The organism is Streptomyces sp. NPDC057854 (genome assembly GCF_042797055.1).
Classification (GTDB): domain Bacteria; phylum Actinomycetota; class Actinomycetes; order Streptomycetales; family Streptomycetaceae; genus Streptomyces.
The window spans coordinates 14429-29841 of sequence record NZ_JBHVMF010000038.1; the positions used below are offsets into that span (position 1 = coordinate 14429).

The following is a 15413-nucleotide window of genomic DNA, read 5'->3' on the forward strand; positions in this document are numbered from 1 at the left end:
GGGGTCGGCTCCGTCGGGGTCGGCTCCGTCGGGGTCGGCTCCGTCGGGGTCGGCTCCGTCGGGGTCGGCTCCGTCGGGGTCGGCTCCGTCGGGGTCGGCTCCGTCGGGGTGGGCGTCGTGTCGGTCGGGGTCGGGGTCGTCGGCGTCGGGGAGGTCGGCGTCGGGGAGGTCGGGTTGTCCTCGTCGCAGGCCGGCAGGTCGCCGTTGAACGGGTAGTTGTGGATCTCCTGGCCGCCGCCCCCGCCCGGCTCGGACGCGTGGGTCAGGTTGCCGGTGGTGAAGAACCGGCCGTTCATGCCCGGCATCGTGATCGTCGCGGTGCTGGCCGGGTTGCCGATGAGCACGCTGCCCGCGAACTGCGCGGTGCCCTCGAACTTCACCCGGGTCGCGTCCGGGAAGTTCCACAGCAGCCGGTCGCGGAGCCCCGGCAGTCCGCCGATGTACGTGTCGACGGTCCGGTCCTCGCCGAGGACGTTGACGAGAACGGTCGCGTTCTCGGGGATGTTCTCGAAGCGGATGCCCTGCTGTCCGCCGCTCGCCGACTCCAGGTCGAAGTCGACGGTGAAGACCTGGAGCGCGGAGGTGCCGTCACCGGTGAAGACGGTCTCGGAGCCGTTGTTGACGGCGGTGCCGGTGGGGGTGCGGGAGGCCCCGCCGACGTACGCGTAGCACTGGCTGGCCTCGCCGAGTTCGCCGCGCAGGGCGGTGTACGGGGCGGCGGCGCCGGCGTCCTTGACGGGCGCCGGGACCACGGTGCCGGTGGCGGTGCCGGCGTACCGCGTCTTCCCGGAGACGGAGCCCTCCTCGGTGAGGAGGCGCTGTCCGGCGGCGACGGTGAGGTCCTTGCCGACGGTGAGGAAGTCGGTGCCGTTGTCGGGCACGACGCGCGAACCGACGCCGGCGACGCCGACGTTGTAGACGGCGGAGACGCCCTCGCGCTTGTTCTGGTCGAAGCCGCCGAGGACGACGACCTTGCCCTCCGCCTCGGCGGCGGCCTCGCGGACGAGGAAGTCGCCGCCGACGAAGACGTTGACGCCGTTGTCCCGCCACAGCACGGCGCCGTTGTTGATGTCGGGGTAGGAGGGCGGGCACTTTCCCGGGACGCAGGGGCCCAGCCCGCCGGGCAGGGGATCGGCGGCGCCGGTGGCGGCGAGGCCGCCGACGAGGGCGCCGGCGGCGGCGACCGCCGTCGCGGCGGAAAGGGCGAGACGGGCGGTGCGGCGGGGAGCGCGGGCGGCTGTCGAGTGTTCCATATGTCGCAATATGCAGAAAATGTGCCGAAATGGCGGCACCCACGCGGGGCCGCCGGAATCGGCCACCCCGGTGGGTGCACGGACGGACCGGGCGCCCACCGGGGCATGCTCTCGCCGGGTCAGCCGCCCACCGGGGCGGGCGCCCGCCGGGTCAGGCGCTCTTCAGTTCCTGGCGCTGGCGGCCCAGGCCCTCGATCTCCAGCTCGACGACGTCGCCGGGGCGGAGGTACGGCTTGGGGTCGGGCTGCCCCATGGCGACGCCGGCGGGCGTGCCGGTGTTGATGACGTCGCCCGGGTAGAGCGTCATGAAGCGGCTCACGTACCGGACGACCTCGGCGACCGGGAAGATCTGGTCGGAGGTGTGGCCCTCCTGCTTCAGCTCGCCGTTCACCCACAGCCGCAGGGTGAGGTCCTGCGGGTCGGGCACCTCGTCGGCGGTCACCAGCCAGGGCCCGAGCGGGTTGAAGGTCTCGCAGTTCTTGCCCTTGTCCCAGGTGCCGCCGCGCTCGATCTGGAACTCGCGCTCGGAGACGTCGTGCGCGAGCGCGTACCCGGCGACGTGCGCCAGGGCCTCCTCGTCGGTCTCCAGGTAGCGGGCGGTGCGGCCGATGACGATCGCCAGCTCCACCTCCCAGTCCGTCTTCACCGAGCCGCGCGGGACGAGCACGGTGTCGTCCGGTCCGACGACGGTGTCGGCGGCCTTGAGGAAGACGACCGGCTCGGCGGGGGTGGCCTGCCCGGTCTCGGCGGCGTGGCCGTGGTAGTTCAGCCCGATGCACACGACCTTGCCGATCCGGCCGACCGGCGGGCCGACCCGCAGCCCGGTGGCGTCGCCGGAACCGCCGTACGCGGGCAGCACGCCCGCCTCGGCGGCGGCGCGGATCCGGTCGAGGGTCGCGGTGTCCGAGAGCAGCCGGCCGTCGACGTCGTCGGTGAAGGAGGACAGGTCGCGGAGCGTCCCGTCCCCGTCGAGGAGGGCGGGGCGCTCGGCGCCCGGCGGGCCGACTCGCAGCAGCTTCATGGTCTTCTCCCTGTGGTCGAGGTGGGCCCGGGGGGAGGCCCTTCGGTGCCCCGGCCGATGGAGTGCGGCCATCGGAGGATCGTCCGATCCTCCAAGACTCCCGTTCAGCCCGCAAGACCCCGTTCAGCCTGCGGACCCTTACGCATGAGTAGGGCGCGCTCGACGACGGACCAGGCGGTGCTGGTCACCAGGTAGAGCCCGACGGCGAGCGGGACGACGGCGGCGGTCACGACCGTCCCGAAGGACAGCAGCGGCAGGATCCGCCCGAGCGCCGGCGGCGTGCCGGCCCCGGCGGGCGCCTTCGCCATCTCCCGCCGGGTCCGGAGGTACTGGTACGCGGCGATCCCGAGCGCGACGGCGAACAGCGCCAGGTACACCAGCCCGGCCCGCCCGAACGGCCCGCCGTCGCCGAGCGCGCCGGTCCAGCGGCCGTCCAGCGGCGCGCCCAGGAGGGTGTGCCCGGCCATCCGGTCGCCGGACGAGAAGAGCGCGTACAGGAGGAGGAAGGCGGGCGCCTGGAGCAGCGCCGGCAGGATCCCGGCGAACGGCGAGACCTTCTCCTCGGCGTGCAGTTCGAGGAGGGCCCGCTGGAGCCGCTCGGGGCGGTTCTTGTGCTTCTCGCGGAGCGCGGCGACCCGGGGCGCGAGCCGGACCCTGGCCTGCTGGCCCCGGACGGAGGCGCGGGAGAGGGGGTGGACGGCGAGCCGGACGAGGGCGGTGAGGAGGACGACGGCGGCGGCGGTCGCGGCGCCGCCGAACGCGGGCTGGAGGAGCGCGGCGAGGCGCCCGACGAGGTCGGAGAAGGCGTCGAGGAAGGGGGCGGGGAAGAAGGACAAAGGAACCCTCCGGGGTTCGTCGTGCCGGGGATGACGGATCTCGGCAGGACGGACTGCGCGAAGGGGCGTGCGCCGCGCGTGACGCGGCGGCCCCTACGCGGCCGTCGGGAGGGAACGTCCGGGTGCCCGGGGCCGGCGTCGGCCGGCGGCGTCGGGGTCGCGCTGCGGGAGGAAGGCCGTGCGCCGGGCCCGGTCGCGCAGCGCGGTGCGTACGCGGGTGGCCGGCGCGACCGGAGCCGTACGCGCGCCGACGAGGCCGCAGAGCGCGGCGGAGGCGGCGGCGACCGCGGAGACGGCGACGCCGACGGTCCCGCCGAGGGAGCCGTCCGCGAGGAAGAGCCCGGCGGAGGCGGCGAGGAGCAGGACCGGGAGGAGGGCGCGGGACGCGACCCGGCGCAGGAGGGCGGCGGTCGCGCCGGCCCGCCGGCGGGCAGGGGCCGCGCCGGTGCGCTGGTGGGCGCTGGGGCGCGGGTGGACGGGGGGCGCGAGTCGGCGCAGGACCAGACTCCCGCTCATCGCGCCCCCCGTTCCCCGGAACTCACTGTCCGCCGGGGAAGACGAACGGGAGTACGGGAGAGTTCCCGGCCCGCGCGTGGAGGTGGTCGTGACGTCCGTTCAGCGCGCCGCCGGGTCCAGCGGCGTGAGCAGGCGGCGCGGGGCGAGGAGCGCGCGGGCGACGGGTTCGGCGGGGTCGGGGTCGAGGCCCTCGCCGGGCCGCATCTCGATGTCGGCGGGGTCGACGGGGACGCGGCAGGCGGGGCAGGCGCCGCTGCGGTCCAGTTCGGTGCCGCAGTCGGCGTGGTGGAACAGCCGCAGCGGGAGGGTGCCGGGGATCTCGTTCCGCCCCCAGGCGCCGAGGGCCCACACCACGGGCCAGAGGGCGAGGCCGCGCCCGGTGAGGACGTACTCGTCGCGGGGCGGGGAGTCCTGGTACCGGCGGCGGTCGAGGACCCCGGCATCGACGAGGGCCTGGAGGCGCGCGGCCAGGACCGCGCGGGGGGCGCCGAGGTGGGCGAGGAAGTCGCTGTAGCGGCGGACGCCGTAGAACGCGTCGCGCACCACCAGGAGCGTCCAGCGCTCGCCGACGACCTCCAGGGCGCGGGCGATGGAGCACTGCTGCTGGGCGTAGTCCTTGCCGAGGGCCATGCCCCCCAGCGTACCGAAGGGGGTTCATTCAACGAACCGAGGAGGGTAGAGTGCGAGCCCCCTCGTGAGTTCAATCACCGAACCCACTCATCGCGACCGGGTGGAGGTCCCGTGCGCACACCCCGCCCCACTCCCTCACCGACCACCACGACCGCCTCCCGCTCCCCCGGCCGGGCCACGCTCGCCGTCACCGGCCTCGCCACCGCCCTCGCGCTCATGAACTACACGGCGCCGATGCTGACCCTGCCGGCGACGGCGGAGGCGTTCGGGACGCCGGCCTCGGCGCAGGCGTGGCTGCTCAACGGCACCCCGCTCGGCCTCGCCGCGCTGCTCCTGGTGGCGGGCGCGCTGGCCGACGCGCACGGCCGGCGCCGGGTGTTCCTGCTCGGCACGCTGGCCCTCGGCGTGACGACCGCGCTCGGCGCCGCCGCCGGGTCGACGGCGCTGTTCACGGCGGCCCGCGTCGCACAGGGCGCGGCGAGCGCGGCCGTCCTCGCGGGCAGCCTGGGCCTGCTCGCCGACGCGTACCCCTCGGGCCGCGACCGGATCCGGGCCACCGGCGTCTGGGGCGCGTCGGTGAGCGGCGGCATCGCGCTGGGCCCGCTCCTCACGGCGGGCCTCAGCCTGCTGGACTGGCGGCTGGCGTACGCGGTCCTGGGCGCGGCGGCCCTCCTGACGGCGGCGGCCGGAGCCCGCCTGCTCGGCGGCGGTACGGCCTCCGGCCCGACCGCACGCGCCTCGAACGGCCGGGGGCGTCCGCGTCCCGACCTGGCGGGGGCGACGACGCTCGCCCTCGCGACGGCGGCGCTGCTGACCGCCCTGACGCTGGGCCGGGACGGCTGGCTGCGCCCGCCGGTCGGGCTGCTCCTGCTGGCGGCGGTGGCGCTCACCGCCCTGTTCCTGCGGGTGGAGCGGCGCGCGGCGGAGCCGATGATCGACCTGGGACTGCTGCGGAGGCCCGAGTTCCGGGTGGCGACGCTGGGGGCACTCTTCACCGGGCTGGCGGTGATCGGCCTGTTCAGCGTGGTGCCGACGCTGCTCCAGCACGGTGCGGGCATGGCCCCGGCGGCGACGGCCTGGCTCTTCCTCCTCTGGTCGGGCACGTCGTTCGTGGTCGCGCTGCAGGCCCGCCGGCTCGCGGGCCGCGTCCCGGCCGCGTACCAACTGGCCCTCGGCTTCGTCCTGTCGGCGGCCGGCGTCCTCGCCCTCCTCGGCGCCCTCGACTCCGCGGGCCTGCCCTGGCCGCGCCTGGTCGCCGGCCTGGTGGTGGCGGGCGCGGGCAGCGGCCTGCTGAACGCCGCGCTGCCCCGCCTCGCGGTCGACTCCGTGCCCCCGGAACGCGCGGCGATGGGCTCGGGCGCCAACAACACGGCCCGGTACATCGGTTCGGCGGCCGGCGTGGCCCTGATGCTGGCCCTCTCGGGGCCGGGCCCCGACGCGGCCGTGGCGGCCTCGGCGACCCTGGCCCTGGCGGGCGCCGCCGTCACCGTCGCAGGGTCGCCCAGACGATGAGCCGGTAACGGGAGGTGAACTCGGGCGTGCAGGTGGTGAGCGTGAGGTAGGACCCGGCTTTGGAGTACCCGTACGACGGCTTCACGATCGACCGGGGCACCGGCTGGATGACACCGGTGTCGCGCGGCGAGGTGACCGGCAGGATCTGGTCGACGCGGTAGGTGTACGTGCCCTCCCGCGTCCGCAGCGAGATCTCGTCGCCCTTCCGCAGCCGGTTCACGTACCGGAACGGCTCGCCGTGCGTGTTCCGGTGCCCGGCGAGCGCGACGTTCCCGGGGGCGCCGGGCGCGGCGGTGCCGGGGTAGTGCCCGACGTACCCCTTGTCGAGCACCTTGCTCTTGGAGATGCCCTGGGCGACGGGCACGCTCAGCCCGATCCGCGGGATCCGCAGCACGGCGAAGGCGTCGCCGGAGACGGGGGAGGAACGTGGGCCGGCGGGCGGCGGCGACGCTCGCTCCGGAGCCGGGGCCGAGGCCGAGGCCGACGGCACACCCGCCGAAGGAGAAGAAGGACCGACAGAGGAGTCAGGGAAGGGTGAAACCGAAGGGGAGACCGTCTCACGATCCGGAAGAGAGATCCCCCACTCCCGCTCCAGCGCGGCGACCCGCTCCCCCGCCTCGGCACGGGCCTGCTGATTGGTCCACCACAGCTGGTGCACGACCAGCAGCAGGATGAGAACACCGCAGGTGACGACGGTCTCGGCGGCGAGCCAGAGCACGCGGGCGAGCCCACGGCGCCCCGAGCGCGCCTGGACGACGACCGGTATCCTCTCCCGTCCCCTGCCCCGCACGCCCGGCACGATAAGCGCTGCGGCGCCAACTCTCCAGGGCCGTACAGCAGTACGGTGAAGGGCATGCGCCCCGACACGCCCGCCGCCCACGCCGCCGAAGCCGACCGTCTGCTGCGCACCGCCGCGCGGTACCCCGGAGACCGCGAGCCGCTGCTGCTCCAGGCCGCGGCCCACCTGGAACTGGCGGACGACCGCCCGGGCGCGACGGCCCTCTACGACGACCTGCTGTCCGGCGACCCGGCCGCCCCGCACCTGATCCGCGCGCTCAAGGCGGCGAACCTGTGGGAGTACGGGCACGAGGCCGAGGCGCGGGCGATCATCGACGGCCTGCGCCGCTCGCGCCCGGCGGAGGCGGCACCGTGGGAGATCGCGGCGCAGACGCTGGAGGCCCACGACGAACTGGAGGCGGCGGAGGCGACGCTCACCGAAGCGGCGACCCTGCTGGTGGACGGCGAGGCGGAACTCCCCCACCCGACCGTCTCCCTCCTCACCACCCGCCACCGCGTCCGCCGCATGCTGGCCCGCGACCACGACACCTGGGACACCCTGGCGGACCGCCTCCACTCCGGCGCGGTCCCCCTCGACGAACTCCACGACCCGAAACGCCTCTGGTCCCTCGGCTCCTCCGACCCGGCCGAACTCCAGGCCGAGATCACCCGCCTCCGCTCCGAACTGGGCACCTACCGCACGGCCCTCTCCCGCCCGTTCCCGGTGGCGGTCCTCCACTGGCCGGAACCGGAACTGACGGAACTCCTCGCGGCGTACCCGGAACTGGAGACGGAGTACCCGACGTACCAGGCACACCTGACGGACATCGAAGCCTCCCTCCGCGAACTCTCCGCCGCCGGCACCCCCAACCTCGGCATCGTCCGCGCCACCGTCCCCTCCTACGAAGCCTTCGCCGCCTCGGAAGCCTCCACCCCCGCCAACGCCGACCTCCTCCCCCAATACGCCACCACCCTCGCCGCCCGAGCCCGCGCCACCCCTTGGCCCCCACTCCCGACGGCCCCGTGCTGGTGCGGCTCGGAGAGGACGTACGGGGAGTGCCACGGGCGGGGCTGAGGGGCCGCGGGGGGGCTCAGCAACGGTGGTCCTGTCCGTGACACCTGATACCAATGGGACGGTTGACCACGGAGGGGGAGGAAGCCATGAGCGAGCTGTCGAGTCCCGACGGACCGGTTTCAGGGCTCTACGAGCAATTGGTGACGCTGCGTCTGGAAGCGCAGCTCAAGGCGCTCGCGGATCGAGGCTGGCATGCGATCGACGACGTCGTCGGTCCGGAATCCTCCGCCCGTGTCCTCGCCAAGCACGTAGCCGACACGGTGCGCCGTATCTTGGAAGGGCTGCCCACGTCCGAGCACGTTCACGTGGCGAACCACGTCCTCGAATCGATGAACACCATCGAAGGCGCCCGCGAATGGATCGAGCTCGTCGCCGATGGCCCCCGGCAGCTCCTCGCCATAGCGGAACGGGAATCCGAAGGCGCGTATCGCATCCGCCCCGCCACGCCCCTCACGGAGACTGCTCTCCTCACCAACGCTCCTGAAGACCCCAGCCTAGGTTTCGAGCTGCGGGCGGAGCTCGCCACAGCTGATCGAGTGGACCTCCTCTGCGCCTTCGTGAAGTGGCACGGGCTACGGGTCATTGAGCAGTCACTCAAAGCCGCTCATGCCCGAGGCGTTCCCATACGGGTCATCACGACGACCTACATCGGAGCTACCGAGCGTCAGGCACTGGACCGTCTCATCCGGCAGTTCAATGCCGAGGTCAAGGTCAACTACGAACTCCGATCGACGCGCCTCCACGCCAAGGCATGGCTCTTCCGTCGCGCGAGTGGCTACGACACGGCCTATGTCGGCAGCTCCAATCTCTCGAAGGCTGCCCTGCTGGATGGCCTGGAGTGGAACGTCCGCCTGTCGTCAGTCGCCACCCCGGATGTCCTCCGCAAGTTCGAGGCCACCTTCGACGCCTACTGGAACGACCCGGCCTTCGAGGCGTACGACCCCGACCGAGACGCCGCTCGACTCACCGAAGCACTCCATTTGGCGGGGCGTGGCAAGGGGGCGGGCGCAGGCTCCGAGCAGCGCCTGACCCTGTCGGGCCTGGAGGTGCGACCGTTCCCTCACCAGCGGGACATGCTGGAGCGCCTTCAGGTCGAGCGCGAGGTGCACGACCGGCACCGCAACCTGCTTGTGGCGGCGACGGGTACAGGTAAGACCGTCATGGCGGCACTCGATTACAAGCATCTTCGGCAGCAGCACGGCCGTGATCTGCGCTTGCTTTTCGTCGCCCATCGGCAAGAGATTCTGCGGCAGTCCCTGCGCACCTACCAGGACGTGCTGGTGGACGCCAATTTCGGCGAGGAGTTGCACAGCGGTCTCGTTCCTGAGGGCTGGAAGCACGTCTTCGCCAGCGTTCAGTCACTGAAGGCGCAGAGACTCGAACAGCTGCCCCCTGACCACTTCGATGTCATTGTCATCGACGAGTTCCACCACGGTGTCTCGTCGACTTACCAGAAGATCATCGATCACTTCCAGCCGTTGGAGTTCTTGGGTCTCACCGCCACTCCGGAGCGCATGGACGGCCGCAACGTCCAGGATGAATTCTTCGACGGGCGCATCGCGGCGGAGATGCGGCTGTGGGAAGCACTGGAGAACGACCTCCTGAGCCCGTTCCACTACTTTGGAATCACCGACAACACTGACCTCAGCGCAGTGGAGTGGAAGCGGGGGGCTTACGATGTGTCGGCCCTCAGTAACCTCTTCACCGGCAACGACACCAGGGCACGGCTGGTCGTCCAAGCCGTGCAAGACAAAGTGGCGGACCCGGGCGCGATGCGCGCACTCGGCTTCTGCGTCTCGGTCGCCCATGCCGCCTTCATGGCGGACTTCTTCTGCCGCGCCGGCCTCAAAGCGGTCGCCTTGTCAGGAGAGACACCGCAGGAGGAGCGTAAGGAGGCCTTGGCGGCCCTTCGCGCCGGCGACATCCAAGTGATCTTCTCGGTCGACCTCTTCAACGAAGGGCTCGACATCCCCGACGTCGATACTCTCCTGCTGCTCCGGCCGACCTCCAGCGCCACGGTCTTCCTTCAGCAGCTGGGCCGCGGGCTGCGCCGCACCGAGAACAAGGCCGTCCTGACGGTTCTGGACTTCATCGGCCAGCACCGCAAGGAGTTCCGCTTCGAGGAACAGTTCCGTGCCCTGACCAACCTGACGCGGAACCGTCTCCTCGCCAACATCGAGCACGAGTTCCCCCAACTTCCGTCGGGCTGCCAGATCATCCTTGAGGCGAAAGCCAAGGACACGATCATCGACAACATCCGCAGCCAGATCAGCGTCAACGTCACGCAACTCGCTCAGGAAGTCCGACGCTACGGCGAGAAGCACCTCGCTGCGTACCTCCACGAGAGCGGTCGCGAACTGAAAGAGATCTACCGCGGCAACGGCAACTCGTGGACGGGCCTCCTCCGCCGGTCTGGCCTGCTCCCGAAGGACGCGCCCGAGGGGGAAGCTGCACTCTTGAAGCGCGTTTCTGCTTTCCTCCACGCCGACGACCCTGCCCGGATTGCCGCCTACTCAAGAATTCTGGCCGACGACGCCCCCCGCTACAGCGATCTGAGCGAGCGCGATCAAGCTTACGCTCGCATGTTGTACTTCTCGCTCTGGCCTCTCAGTGGCTTCGCCAGCTACGAGGAGGGGTTGGAATCCCTCCGTGGTCATAGCGCCGTCCGCGAAGAACTGCGCCATGTCCTGGCCCTTGCCTTGGACCGCCTCGATCATGTCCCCATCAGCCTGACGGGCCCACTCGCCAGCCTCCCCTTGACCGTCCACGCCTCTTACAGTCGCGAAGAAATCCTGCCCGCCCTCGGGCAGGCGTTCGTGGACCGCGATGTCCCTGGCCACTTCCGCGAGGGAGTGAAGTGGTGCGAAAGCATCCATACGGACGCCCTCTTCATCACCCTCGAAAAGGACGAGAAGGACTTCTCTCCGCAGACTCGGTATCACGACTACGCCCTGAGCCAGACCCTCTTCCACTGGGAATCTCAGAACCGGACGTCCGAGACGTCGGCTACAGGGCGTCGTTACCAAACCCACAAGGCGGACGGTTCACACGTCCTCCTCTTCGTGCGCCGCTACAAGAAGACCGACATTGGCGGCCCCCAGCCCTGGATGCTGCTCGGCCCCGCTGAGTACGTCGCCCACAAGGGCAGCAAGCCGATGGGCATCACCTGGAAGCTTCAGCATGAACTTCCGGCTGACGTGTGGACCTACACGACGATTGCCGCCGGCTAAGGGGCCCACCGCTCACGCCGTACGCTCGAAGCACGACCACGCTCCGACAGGAAGAAGGCCCCGCCATGCCCAGTGCCCGCACCCTTTCCCCCGCCGTTGCCGCCGCCGGGCTCGTCGGCGGGTATGCCGTCGCGCGGTGGACGAAGAAGAGGCCGCTCGGTGGGGTGGTGCTGGCGGTGGCCGGTGGGGTGGCGGCGCGGGAGTGGCAGCGGGTGGGTGGGGTGAAGGCGGCCGTGGGGCTGTCGGCGGCCTATGTGGCGGCGTTCGGCGGGTCGCATCCGCTGGCCAAGAAGGTCGGGGCCTGGCCCGCCGTGTTCTCCGTCGCCGGCGGGATGGCCGCCGTGTCCTGGGCCGCCACCCGCGACCGGGGGTGAAGGGTCGGCCGGCCGGGGCCGGTCAGGCGCCCAAGGCGTGGCTGATCGTGTGGATCGTCAGGCCGGCCAGGGCGCCGACCACCGTGCCGTTGATGCGGATGAACTGGAGGTCGCGGCCGATGTTGGCCTCGATCTTCTTCGAGGTCTGGTCGGCGTCCCAGCCGGCCACCGTGTCCGTGATCAGCGACGTGATCTCGGAGCGGTACGTGGTGACCAGGTGGGTCACGGCGGACTCCAGCCAGCCGTCGACCTTGCGCTGGAGCTGGGGGTCCGACGCCAGGCGCTTGCCCAGGGAGATCAGGGAGGCGCGGGCGCGGAGGCGGAGCTGGCTGCGGTCGTCCTCGGCGGCCGCCAGGATGAGCGCCCGGACGGACGCCCACGCCGACGCGATGATGTCCTGGACCTCGGGGCGCGCCAGCAGGTCCGACTTGAGGCGTTCGACGCGGGTGCGGGTCTCCGTGTCGGACTGCAGGTCCGCCGCGTAGTCCGTGAGGAAGCGGTCGATGGCGCCGCGCGCCGGGTGCGACGGCATGTCCCGCATCTCCGTCACGAACCGCAGCAGCTCCTTGTAGACCCGCTCGCCGACCTTGCGGTCCACGAAGCGGGGGGTCCACCCCGGGGCACCGCCCTGCACCGCGTCCATCACCGAGTCGCCGTGGGTGACGAGCCAGTCGTGGGCGCGGGCGCAGACCAGGTCCACCGCCCGGCGGTGCGCGCCGTCCGTGACCATGCGGTCCAGGGTCTTGCCCAGCCCCGGCGCCACCTCGGCCTGGTCGGCGCGGCGGGTGATCGCCTCGCCGACGACCGCCTGCACGTCGGCGTCCCGCAGCACCGTCAGCGCGCCCCGCAGCGCCGTCGCCGCCTCCGCCGTCACCCGGTCCGCGTGCGCCGGCTCGGCCAGCCAGCCGCCGAGGCGCCGCGCCACGCCGAGGGCCCGCAGCCGGCCGCGTACGACGTCGGCGGAGAGGAAGTTCTCGCCGACGAACGAGCCGAGCGACGCGCCCAGCTGGTCCTTCTTCGTGGGGATGATCGCGGTGTGCGGGATGGGCAGGCCGAGCGGGTGCCGGAAGAGGGCCGTCACCGCGAACCAGTCCGCGAGCGCGCCGACCATCCCGGCCTCCGCCGCCGCGGCGACGTATCCGGCCCAGGCGCCCGCCCCGCTGTTCTCGGCCCAGGTCGCGAGGGCGTACACCACCGCGACCAGCGCCAGCAGGCCCGTCGCCAGGGCCTTCATTCTGCGGACGCCTCTGCTCTTCTCCTCGTCCGCGGCCGTGTACGAGAAACTCACCATTGCCTGCCCGACCTCCCTGCCCGCCTCCATCAGGGGCTTACTTCAGGGACTCCCGGCGGCCTTCACGAGTTCCCCCGTACATCTTCGCGATCACGGACTCGATGTCCGGTTCCCGCACCGAGAGGTCCACCAGCGGATACGCCGCCGCCACCGCGGCCACCAGCGGCGCCGCCGACGCGGACGCCGGGAAGGCCAGGTACTGGCGCGGCCCGTCCGCCCGGACGAAGCGGGCGCCGGGCACGTCCTCGATCGGCGGCAGCTCCCGCGCCAGGTCGACGACGAGCATCCGCTCACCGTCGCCGGCCTCGTGCAGACCGGCGAGATCGCCGTCGTACATCAGCCGCCCGTGGTCGATGACCATCACCCGCGTGCAGAGCTGTTCGATGTCGGTGAGGTCGTGGGTGGTGAGGAGGACGGTGGTGCCGCGCTCCGCGTTCAGTTCCCGCAGGAAGGCGCGGACCCGGGACTTCGAGACGACGTCGAGGCCGATGGTCGGCTCGTCCAGGTACAGCACCTCCGGGTCGTGGAGGAGCGCGGCGGCGATGTCGCCGCGCATCCGCTGGCCGAGGGAGAGCTGGCGTACCGGCACGTCGAGGAGGTCGCCGAGGTCGAGCAGCTCGACGCAGCGGGCCAGGTTCTCCCGGAAGCGGTCGTCGGGGATCCGGTACATGCGGTGGGTCAGCCGGTACGAGTCCCGCAGCGGCAGGTCCCACCAGAGGGTCGTCCGCTGCCCGAAGACGACGCCGATGCGGCGCGCCAGGCGGGTGCGCTCGCGCGCCGGGTCGATGCCGGCGACGCGGAGCCGGCCGCCGCTGGGGGTGAGGATGCCGGTGAGCATCTTGATGGTGGTGGACTTCCCGGCGCCGTTGGGACCGATGTAGCCGACCATCTCGCCGCGGTCCACGGTGAACGAGATGCCGTCGACGGCGCGGACCTCCCGCCGCTCCCGCCGCAGCAGGCCCGCCCTCCGGCGGACGGTGAAGGTCTTCTCCATGCCGTCGAGTTCGATGAGGGGTGGTCCGGCGGGGGTCGGTTCGACGCCGGGCAGCGGGATAGGGGACGGTTCGATGCGGGACGGTTCGATAAGGGGCAGTTCGTCGTGCACGGGGGCCTCAGCTTCCTGTCGATCGGTACGAACGGACGCCCGCCCGCCACGCCAGGCCCGCGAGCCCGCAGCAGACCAGCGCGACGAGCGGCGCGGCGAAGGCGGCCCAGGACGGCACCCCGGCCGGGGCGGGACGGCCGAGGACGTACAGGGCGGGCAGCCAGTTCACGAAGGCGAGCGGCACGACGTACACCACGCCCTTCACCAAGTCCTGCGCGAACACCGTCGGCGGGTACTGGAGCAGCGTGTTGCCGCCGTACGTGAACGAGTTGGTGACCTCGGCGGCGTCCTGGAGCCAGAAGATCGCCGACGCGCCTAGCACCATCACCGCCATGAAGATGGCCGCCCCGCAGACCACCATCCCCGGCACCGCCAGCGCCTTGACCCACGTCCAGGCCACCTCGTCGCGCAGCAGCACCAGACTCCACACCAGCACCATCAGCCCCTGGAGCACCCGGCCGAGCCGGCGCAGCGCGAACTTGTCCGCCGCGACCTGGGCGAGCAACGGGGCCGGCCGGAGCAGGAACACGTCGAGCGAACCGTCCCGGATCCGCCGCCCCATCCGCTGGAGCGAGCCCAGCGTCAGGTCCGCGATGCCGAAGGCGGTGCCGGTGGTGCCGTACAGGAAGGCGACCTCGGCGAAGGAGAAGCCGCCGAGCCCCCGGACCTGCCCGAACATCAGCAGGATCACGACGAAGTCGAAGAAGGTCACGCAGAAGGACGTCGCCAGCGTCAGGACGAAGGACGCCCGGTACGCCATCGTGGACCGGATCCACATGCCGGCGACCATCCGGTACGTGCGGAGGGCGTCGCCCGCGCCGAAGCGCCGCGCGCCCGCGGACCGGTCCCCCGCCCGGGGCCGCTCGGCCGCCGCACGCGGGTCCGTGTCGTGCGGCTGCTCCGCCGCCCCGCTCGGATACGTCTCCGGGAACCGCTCAGCCACCCTGCACCACCACCTTCCGCGTCGCCGCCGCCTGGGCCGCGCGGCCCGCCGCCAGCAGCAGCGCGAGCCAGCCGAGCTGGAAGCCGTACGCGCGCAGGAGGCCCGCGCCGTCCCCGTACCGGCCGAGGTAGACGTCTGCGGGCACCTGCAGCAGCGCGGCCCAGGGCAGCGCCCGGGCGACCTCGCCGAGGGCGCCGGGGAAGACGTTCAGCGGGAGCAGCATCCCGGAGAAGAACAGGCCGGTCAGCCAGGCGACCTGGACCACGCCCTGGCCGTCGAGGAGCCAGAACGCGCTCATCGCCACCAGGTACCAGAGCGCGAAGGAGACGAACGAGCCGAGGACCACCGCGAGCAGGAACGCGGCCCAGCCGGCCGGACCGTCCGGAAGGGTGAACCCGAAGAAGGCCGCGCCGATCAGCAGCGGCACGGTGCCGCGGCCGAGGAGCTGGTAGGCGGAGCGGCCGGCGTTGGCGGCGCACCACCAGCTCTGGAGGTCGGCGGGGCGGTAGAGGTCGACGGCGATGTCGCCGGTCCTGATCCGTTCGATCAGCTCGTCCTCGAAGCCGCCGCCCATGAGGCCGCAGACGGTGATGAGGGCCTGGCCGATCCAGACGTAGGCGAGCGCGTCGGACATGGAGTAGCCGCCGAGCTGGGGGCGTTCGGCCCACAGCGCGATGTAGGTGTACGAGAAGACGAAGCCGAAGACCGTGTTGGTGAACAGGCCCGCCAGCGTGGCCACCCGGTAGGTGGCGTACCGGCGGAAGCCGCCCGCGGCCACGGTCGCGTACAGCCGCAGCATGGAGCTCCTTCCCTTCTGAGGGCGTGGACATGGGCATGGGGAGGCCGCACG

The 15413-nt window shown here is 72.2% G+C and carries 14 protein-coding genes; 4 read left to right on the forward strand and 10 right to left on the reverse strand.

The genetic code is table 11. The features are described from left to right. The 5 genes from ACFVQZ_RS34920 to ACFVQZ_RS34940 form a co-directional block, all read right to left on the reverse strand. The coding region (locus tag ACFVQZ_RS34920; protein ID WP_383628861.1) for a choice-of-anchor A family protein at positions 1-1253 on the reverse strand (1253 nt) is incomplete at its 3' end. 151 nt (positions 1254-1404) lie between these two features. Next, positions 1405-2274, reverse strand: coding sequence for a fumarylacetoacetate hydrolase family protein (locus ACFVQZ_RS34925; RefSeq protein WP_030497511.1), 870 nt, complete (start codon positions 2272-2274; stop codon positions 1405-1407). Positions 2275-2378: 104 nt separating this feature from the next. Next, a complete protein-coding gene (locus ACFVQZ_RS34930; protein WP_030497512.1) occupies positions 2379-3110 on the reverse strand; it encodes a membrane protein insertase YidC in 732 nt (243 codons plus the stop codon). A gap of 93 nt (positions 3111-3203) precedes the next feature. Beyond that, entirely contained in the window at positions 3204-3626 is a 423-nt protein-coding gene (locus ACFVQZ_RS34935) for a DUF6412 domain-containing protein (protein ID WP_383628863.1), read from the reverse strand. A 99-nt stretch (positions 3627-3725) separates the two neighbouring features. After that, complete coding sequence (locus ACFVQZ_RS34940; protein ID WP_030497514.1) at positions 3726-4256, reverse strand: helix-turn-helix domain-containing protein; 531 nt, start codon at positions 4254-4256, stop codon at positions 3726-3728. A gap of 111 nt (positions 4257-4367) precedes the next feature. Between ACFVQZ_RS34940 and ACFVQZ_RS34945 the strand changes: the two genes are divergently transcribed. Continuing rightward, positions 4368-5768, forward strand: a complete 1401-nt coding sequence (locus ACFVQZ_RS34945) for an MFS transporter (protein ID WP_383628866.1) — start codon at positions 4368-4370, stop codon at positions 5766-5768. Here the strand turns inward: ACFVQZ_RS34945 and ACFVQZ_RS34950 are convergent. Next, positions 5740-6558, reverse strand: a complete 819-nt coding sequence (locus tag ACFVQZ_RS34950) for a class E sortase (protein WP_383628868.1) — start codon at positions 6556-6558, stop codon at positions 5740-5742. The two genes, ACFVQZ_RS34945 and ACFVQZ_RS34950, sit on opposite strands and share 29 nt — an antisense overlap. Before the next feature lie 63 nt (positions 6559-6621). On the opposite strand from ACFVQZ_RS34950, the gene ACFVQZ_RS34955 reads away from it, so the two are divergent. From ACFVQZ_RS34955 to ACFVQZ_RS34965, 3 genes are all read left to right on the forward strand, one after another. After that, complete coding sequence (locus ACFVQZ_RS34955) at positions 6622-7620, forward strand: SEC-C domain-containing protein (protein ID WP_383628870.1); 999 nt, start codon at positions 6622-6624, stop codon at positions 7618-7620. Positions 7621-7706: 86 nt separating this feature from the next. Further along, positions 7707-10850, forward strand: coding sequence for a DUF3427 domain-containing protein (locus ACFVQZ_RS34960; RefSeq protein ID WP_383628872.1), 3144 nt, complete (start codon positions 7707-7709; stop codon positions 10848-10850). A 65-nt stretch (positions 10851-10915) separates the two neighbouring features. Next, the gene (locus tag ACFVQZ_RS34965; protein WP_030497519.1) at positions 10916-11224 is read left to right on the forward strand and encodes a hypothetical protein; all 309 of its coding nucleotides are present in this window, start codon (positions 10916-10918) and stop codon (positions 11222-11224) included. A gap of 22 nt (positions 11225-11246) precedes the next feature. On the opposite strand, the gene ACFVQZ_RS34970 is transcribed toward ACFVQZ_RS34965, so the two are convergent. The 4 genes from ACFVQZ_RS34970 to ACFVQZ_RS34985 all read right to left on the reverse strand — a co-directional run bounded on the left by ACFVQZ_RS34970 (position 11247) and on the right by ACFVQZ_RS34985 (position 15359). After that, entirely contained in the window at positions 11247-12515 is a 1269-nt protein-coding gene (locus ACFVQZ_RS34970; RefSeq protein WP_383628874.1) for a DUF445 domain-containing protein, read from the reverse strand. 37 nt (positions 12516-12552) lie between these two features. Further along, a complete protein-coding gene (locus tag ACFVQZ_RS34975; protein ID WP_383628908.1) occupies positions 12553-13509 on the reverse strand; it encodes an ATP-binding cassette domain-containing protein in 957 nt (318 codons plus the stop codon). Between the two features lie 118 nt (positions 13510-13627). Then, positions 13628-14563, reverse strand: coding sequence for an ABC transporter permease (locus ACFVQZ_RS34980; RefSeq protein ID WP_383628877.1), 936 nt, complete (start codon positions 14561-14563; stop codon positions 13628-13630). Continuing rightward, positions 14556-15359 carry an ABC-2 family transporter protein gene (locus ACFVQZ_RS34985; RefSeq protein ID WP_030497523.1) on the reverse strand — a complete coding sequence of 268 codons (804 nt, stop codon included), beginning with the start codon at positions 15357-15359 and terminating at the stop codon, positions 14556-14558. Before ACFVQZ_RS34985 ends, ACFVQZ_RS34980 begins: the two co-directional genes overlap by 8 nt. Positions 15360-15413: the final 54 nt, after the last annotated feature.